This window comes from Streptomyces sp. NPDC049577 (genome assembly GCF_040675635.1).
GTDB lineage: Bacteria > Actinomycetota > Actinomycetes > Streptomycetales > Streptomycetaceae > Streptomyces.
On the sequence record NZ_JBFAPH010000034.1, the window covers coordinates 24,394 to 30,393 of the forward strand.

Annotated in this window: 6 protein-coding genes; all 6 read left to right on the plus strand. The window is 68.9% G+C overall.

All coding sequences use genetic code 11. The features are described 5' to 3' along the window. The first annotated feature begins 118 nt into the window (after window positions 1-118). The 6 genes from gap to pgi all read left to right on the plus strand — a co-directional run bounded on the left by gap (window position 119) and on the right by pgi (window position 5,922). Window positions 119-1,123, plus strand: a complete 1,005-nt coding sequence (gene gap / locus AB0K09_RS07085; RefSeq protein WP_366064268.1) for a type I glyceraldehyde-3-phosphate dehydrogenase — start codon at window positions 119-121, stop codon at window positions 1,121-1,123. Between the two features lie 121 nt (window positions 1,124-1,244). Beyond that, window positions 1,245-2,456 carry a phosphoglycerate kinase gene (locus AB0K09_RS07090; protein ID WP_366064269.1) on the plus strand — a complete coding sequence of 404 codons (1,212 nt, stop codon included), beginning with the start codon at window positions 1,245-1,247 and terminating at the stop codon, window positions 2,454-2,456. A 6-nt stretch (window positions 2,457-2,462) separates the two neighbouring features. Then, window positions 2,463-3,239, plus strand: a complete 777-nt coding sequence (tpiA, locus tag AB0K09_RS07095) for a triose-phosphate isomerase (protein ID WP_366064270.1) — start codon at window positions 2,463-2,465, stop codon at window positions 3,237-3,239. Between the two features lie 142 nt (window positions 3,240-3,381). Beyond that, a complete protein-coding gene (secG, locus tag AB0K09_RS07100; RefSeq protein ID WP_366064271.1) occupies window positions 3,382-3,618 on the plus strand; it encodes a preprotein translocase subunit SecG in 237 nt (78 codons plus the stop codon). A 186-nt stretch (window positions 3,619-3,804) separates the two neighbouring features. Beyond that, window positions 3,805-4,140, plus strand: a complete 336-nt coding sequence (locus AB0K09_RS07105; RefSeq protein ID WP_003957010.1) for an RNA polymerase-binding protein RbpA — start codon at window positions 3,805-3,807, stop codon at window positions 4,138-4,140. 129 nt (window positions 4,141-4,269) lie between these two features. Beyond that, window positions 4,270-5,922, plus strand: a complete 1,653-nt coding sequence (gene pgi / locus AB0K09_RS07110) for a glucose-6-phosphate isomerase (RefSeq protein WP_366064272.1) — start codon at window positions 4,270-4,272, stop codon at window positions 5,920-5,922. Window positions 5,923-6,000: the final 78 nt, after the last annotated feature.

Below are 6,000 nucleotides of genomic sequence, written 5' to 3' on the forward strand. Positions count from 1 at the left end.
GTCCCCAGCGCCGCCAATGTCACGTCGAGCCCTTCTTAGAGGTAGGGTCGGTGGTGGTCGGGGACATCCCAAACAGCCGCCGGCGGACAGCCCGGCACACCAACGAGGAGATCGGTTCGTGACGATCCGCGTAGGCATCAACGGCTTTGGCCGTATCGGTCGTAACTATTTCCGTGCGCTCCTGGAGCAGGGTGCGGACATCGAGATCGTCGGTGTCAACGACCTGACCGACAACGCCACCCTGGTGCACCTGCTGAAGTACGACACCATCCTGGGTCGTCTGAAGCACGAGGTCAGCCACACCGACGACACCATCACCGTCGGCAACCAGACCTTCAAGACGCTGGCGGAGCGCGACCCGGCGAACCTGCCCTGGGCGGAGCTCGGCGCGGACATCGTCATCGAGTCCACCGGCATCTTCACCAAGCGTGAGGACGCCGCGAAGCACCTCGCCGCCGGTGCCAAGAAGGTCCTGATCTCCGCGCCCGCCAAGGGCGAGGACATCACCATCGTCATGGGTGTCAACCAGGACAAGTACGACGCGGCCAACCACCACGTCATCTCCAACGCCTCCTGCACCACCAACTGCGTGGCGCCGATGGCGAAGGTGCTGGACGAGACCTTCGGCATCGTCAAGGGCCTGATGACGACGGTCCACGCGTACACCAACGACCAGCGCATCCTGGACTTCCCGCACAGCGACCTGCGCCGCGCCCGCGCCGCCGCGCAGAACATCATCCCGACCTCGACCGGTGCCGCCAAGGCCACCGCCCTGGTCCTCCCGCAGCTCAAGGGCAAGCTGGACGGCATCGCCATGCGCGTCCCGGTCCCCACCGGCTCCGTCACCGACCTGGTCGTCGAGCTGGACCGCGAGGTCACCAAGGACGAGATCAACACCGCCTTCCAGAAGGCCGCCGAGGGCCAGCTGAAGGGCATCCTCGAGTACACCGAGGACCAGATCGTCTCCTCCGACATCGTCAACTGGCCGGCCTCCTGCACCTTCGACGCCTCCCTGACGATGGCGCAGGGCAAGCAGGTCAAGATCGTCGGCTGGTACGACAACGAGTGGGGCTACTCCAACCGCCTGGTGGACCTGACCACCTTCGTCGGCGGCCAGCTCTGACGGCCTGCTGACCACGGTCACAGGAACCGAGATGTGAGGATGGGGCTCGCACGACGCGACGACGCGTCGTACGGGCCCCGTTCCATGACCCGACCCCACCACAGGTCACCGGAGTCACTCCATGAAGACGATCGACGAACTCATCCAGGGCGGCGTCGCGGGCAGGCGAGTCTTCGTCCGCGCCGACCTCAACGTGCCGCTCGACGGCACCACCATCACCGACGACGGCCGCATCCGCGCCGTCGCGCCGACCATCGCCAAGCTCGCCGAGGCGGGCGCCAAGGTGATCGTCGCCTCCCACCTGGGCCGCCCCAAGGGCGCTCCCGACCCCACGTTCTCCCTGGCCCCGGTCGCCGGCCGGCTCGGCGATATCCTGGGCAAGGACGTCTCGTTCGCCACCGACACGGTGGGTGACAGCGCGAAGGCCACCGTCGCCGCACTCGGCGACGGCGAGGTCACGCTGCTGGAGAACCTCCGTTTCAACCCGGGCGAGACCAGCAAGGACGACGCCGAGCGCGGCGCCTTCGCCGACGAGCTGGCCACCCTGGCCGACCTCTACGTGGGCGACGGCTTCGGCGCCGTGCACCGCAAGCACGCCTCGGTCTTCGACCTCCCCGCGCGGCTCCCGCACGCCGCCGGCGACCTGATCGCCACCGAGGTCGGCGTGCTGAAGAAGCTCACCGAGGACGTGGCCCGCCCCTACGTCGTCGTCCTCGGCGGCGCCAAGGTCTCCGACAAACTGGGCGTCATCGACAACCTGCTGGAGAAGGCGGACCGCATCCTCATCGGCGGCGGCATGTCCTACACCTTCCTCAAGGCCAAGGGCCACGAGGTCGGCATCTCCCTGCTCCAGGAGGACCAGGTCCCGGTCTGCCAGGAGTACCTGGAGCGGGCCGAGAAGCGCGGCGTGGAGTTCGTCCTCCCCGTCGACGTGCTGGTCTCGGCCGACTTCCCGGACCTGAAGACCAAGGCCCCGGCCAACCCGGACATCGTCTCCTCGGACGCCATCCCGGCCGACAAGGAGGGCCTGGACATCGGCCCGAAGACCCGCGAGCTCTACGCCGCGAAGCTCGCCGACGCGGCCACCGTCTTCTGGAACGGCCCGATGGGCGTCTTCGAGCACCCCGACTACGCGAACGGCACCAAGGCCGTCGCCCAGGGCCTGCTCGACAGCTCCGCCTTCACCGTCGTCGGCGGCGGCGACTCGGCCGCGGCCGTGCGCCTGCTGGGCTTCGACGAATCGGCTTTCGGCCACATCTCGACCGGCGGCGGCGCCAGCCTCGAGTACCTCGAGGGCAAGACGCTCCCCGGCCTCGCCGCACTGGAGGACTGAACCACCGTGACTGCACGCACCCCGCTGATGGCGGGCAACTGGAAGATGAACCTCAACCACCTCGAGGCCATCGCGCACGTCCAGAAGCTCGCCTTCACCCTCGCCGACAAGGACTACGAGGCCGTCGAGGTCGCCGTCCTGCCGCCCTTCACCGATCTGCGCTCGGTGCAGACGCTGGTCGACGGCGACAAGCTCAAGATCAAGTACGGCGCGCAGGACCTGTCCGCGCACGACTCCGGCGCGTACACCGGCGAGATCTCCGGCGCCATGCTCGCCAAGCTGAAGTGCGCCTACGTGGCGATCGGCCACTCCGAGCGCCGCCAGTACCACGGCGAGACGGACGAGATCTGCAACGCCAAGGTCAAGGCCGCCTTCCGGCACGGCCTCACCCCGATCCTGTGCGTCGGCGAGGGCCTGGACGTCCGCAAGGCCGGCAACCAGGTCGCGCACACCCTCGCCCAGGTCGACGGCGCCCTGAAGGACGTCCCGGCCGACCAGGCCGGGACGATCGTCATCGCCTACGAGCCGGTGTGGGCCATCGGCACCGGCGAGGTCGCCACGCCCGAGGACGCCCAGGAGGTCTGCGGGGCCATCCGCGGCCGCCTCGCCGAGCTCTACGGCCGCGAGGTCGCCGACGGGATCCGCATCCAGTACGGCGGCTCGGTGAAGTCGGGCAACATCGCCGCGATCATGGCGCAGCCCGATGTGGACGGCGCCCTGATCGGCGGGGCCGCGCTGGACGTCGACGAATTCGTGAAGATCATCCGTTTCGGCGACCAGTAGCCGGCCCGCAGCAGCAGGTGACGGCTATGACGAGGGCCCGCCCTCGTCGTACCCTGTCGGGGCCGGGAGCGGCGCGCAGCAGCAGCCGCACCCGGCCCTCACCGCTCAGATCCGTAAGACAGTCCGAGAGAGTTGGTCAGCCGTGGTCATCGGGTTCTCGATCGCCCTCATCGTCTTCAGCCTGCTGATGATGATGCTGGTGCTCATGCACAAGGGGAAGGGCGGCGGCCTGTCCGACATGTTCGGCGGCGGTATGCAGTCCTCCGTCGGCGGTTCCTCCGTCGCGGAGCGCAACCTCGACCGCATCACCATCGTCGTCGGCCTGCTGTGGTTCGCCTGCATCGTCGCCCTCGGCGTGCTGATGAAGCTCGACAGCTGACGCACCGTCGCACGCGCGGCCTATGATGGGCCACGCGTCCTGTCGCGGCCGGGCTGTAACTCCTACCACTGGACGCGCGTTGGGCCTTACGTAGACTGGGGCGCCCGCAGCGGAGCGGATTTGCCGGCCCCGCGGCGCGGCCGCTGATCGGCACAGTGCAGCACCATCACGCAGGGAGTTACGACCGTGGCAAGTGGCAACGCGATCCGAGGAAGCCGGGTCGGGGCGGGGCCGATGGGGGAGGCCGAGCGGGGCGAGTCCGCGCCGCGCCTGCGCATCTCCTTCTGGTGCTCCAACGGGCACGAGACGCAGCCGAGCTTCGCCAGCGACGCACAGGTGCCGGACACCTGGGACTGCCCGCGCTGCGGCTTCCCGGCCGGCCAGGACCGGGACAACCCGCCGGACCCGCCGCGCACCGAGCCGTACAAGACCCATCTGGCGTACGTCCGGGAGCGGCGCAGTGACGCCGACGGCGAGGCCATCCTCGCCGAGGCGCTCGCCAAGCTGCGCGGCGAGATCTGACCAGCGCGATCCGAGATGTTTCAAAGCGGCCCGGCCGTACACCTGACATGGGTGCACGGCCGGGCCCTTTTCATCAATTAGGTTGTATTCCGGCGGGGCAGCTACGAGAAGAATGGGCTGATGTACGGGATGAACGCAGCAGGCCGCGGCAGGCTCGACCGGATGCCGGAGTGGAACGCTCTGGTCAAGCACAAGGACGAGCTGGGGGAGGTGCATCTGCGTCAGCTCTTCGCCGACGATCCGGGCCGCGCCGAGAAGTACGCGCTGAGCGTCGGCGACCTGTACCTGGACTACTCCAAGCACCTCGTCACCGACGAGACGCTGCGCCTGCTGCGCGAGCTCGCCGCCGCCACCGGTGTGGCCGGGCTGCGTGACGCGATGTTCCGCGGCGAGAAGATCAACAACACCGAGGGCCGCGCGGTGCTGCACACCGCCCTGCGCGCCCCGGAATCGGCCGTCGTCGAGGTCGACGGGGAGAACGTCGTCCCCGCCGTGCACGCCGTCCTGCGCAAGATGCAGGTCTTCTGCGACCGCGTTCTGTCGGGCGACTGGAAGGGGCACACGGGCAAGCGCATCCGCAATGTCGTCAACATCGGCATCGGCGGCTCCGACCTCGGTCCCGCCATGGCGTACGAGGCGCTGCGTGCCTACACCGCCCGGGACATGACGTTCCGTTTCGTCTCGAACGTCGACGGCGCCGATCTGCACGAGGCCGTGCGGGACCTGGACCCCGCGGAGACGCTGTTCATCGTCGCCTCGAAGACCTTCACCACGATCGAGACCATCACCAACGCGACGTCCGCGCGGAACTGGCTGCTGACGGAGCTGCGGGCGGGTGAGGAGGCGGTGGCCAAGCACTTCGTGGCGCTCTCCACGAACGCCGGGAAGGTCGCCGACTTCGGCATCGACACCGCCAACATGTTCGAGTTCTGGGACTGGGTCGGCGGCCGCTACTCCTACGACTCGGCCATCGGCCTGTCCCTGATGCTCGCCATCGGCCCGGACCGCTTCCGCGAGATGCTGGCCGGCTTCCACCTCATGGACGAGCACTTCCGCACGGCCCCGCCGGAGGAGAACGCCCCGCTGCTGCTGGGCCTGCTGGGGATCTGGTACGGCGACTTCCACGACGCCCAGTCGCACGCGGTGCTGCCCTACAGCCACTACCTGTCGAAGTTCACGGCGTACCTCCAGCAGCTGGACATGGAGTCCAACGGCAAGTCCGTCGACCGCGAGGGACGCCCCGTCGGCTGGCAGACCGGCCCGGTCGTCTGGGGCACGCCCGGCACCAACGGGCAGCACGCCTACTACCAGTTGATCCACCAGGGGACGAAGCTCATCCCGGCCGACCTCATCGGCTTCGCCCGGCCCGTGGACGACCTGGAGCCTGGGCTCGTGGCGCAGCACGACCTGCTCATGGCCAACCTCTTCGCCCAGGGCCAGGCGCTGGCCTTCGGCAAGACGCCGGAAGAGGTCGCCGCGGAGGGCGTTCCCGCGGAGCTCGTCCCGCACAAGACCTTCCGGGGCAACCGCCCGACGACGACCATCCTCGCGGGCGAACTGACGCCGTCGGTGCTCGGTCAGCTCATCGCCCTGTACGAGCACAAGGTCTTCGTCCAGGGCGCGATCTGGAACATCGACTCCTTCGACCAGTGGGGCGTCGAGCTGGGCAAGGTCCTGGCGAAGCGGGTGGAGCCGGCCCTGACGGAGGGCGCGGACGTCCCGGGCCTCGACGCGTCGACGGCGACCCTGGTCAAGCGGTACCGCGCGCTGCGCGGACGGTAGACGTCAAAGTGCCCGGCCCCCTCGAAGAGGGGGCCGGGCACTTTGACGCGCCGTCAAGGCGTCACGGCGACGCAGGCG

Excerpts from the sequence above, each read along its gene's own strand:
- AB0K09_RS07090 (WP_366064269.1), top strand. The coding sequence starts at position 1,245 with ATGAAGACGATCGACGAACTCATCCAGGGCGGCGTCGCGGGCAGGCGA.
- pgi (WP_366064272.1), top strand. The coding sequence starts at position 4,270 with ATGAACGCAGCAGGCCGCGGCAGGCTCGACCGGATGCCGGAGTGGAAC.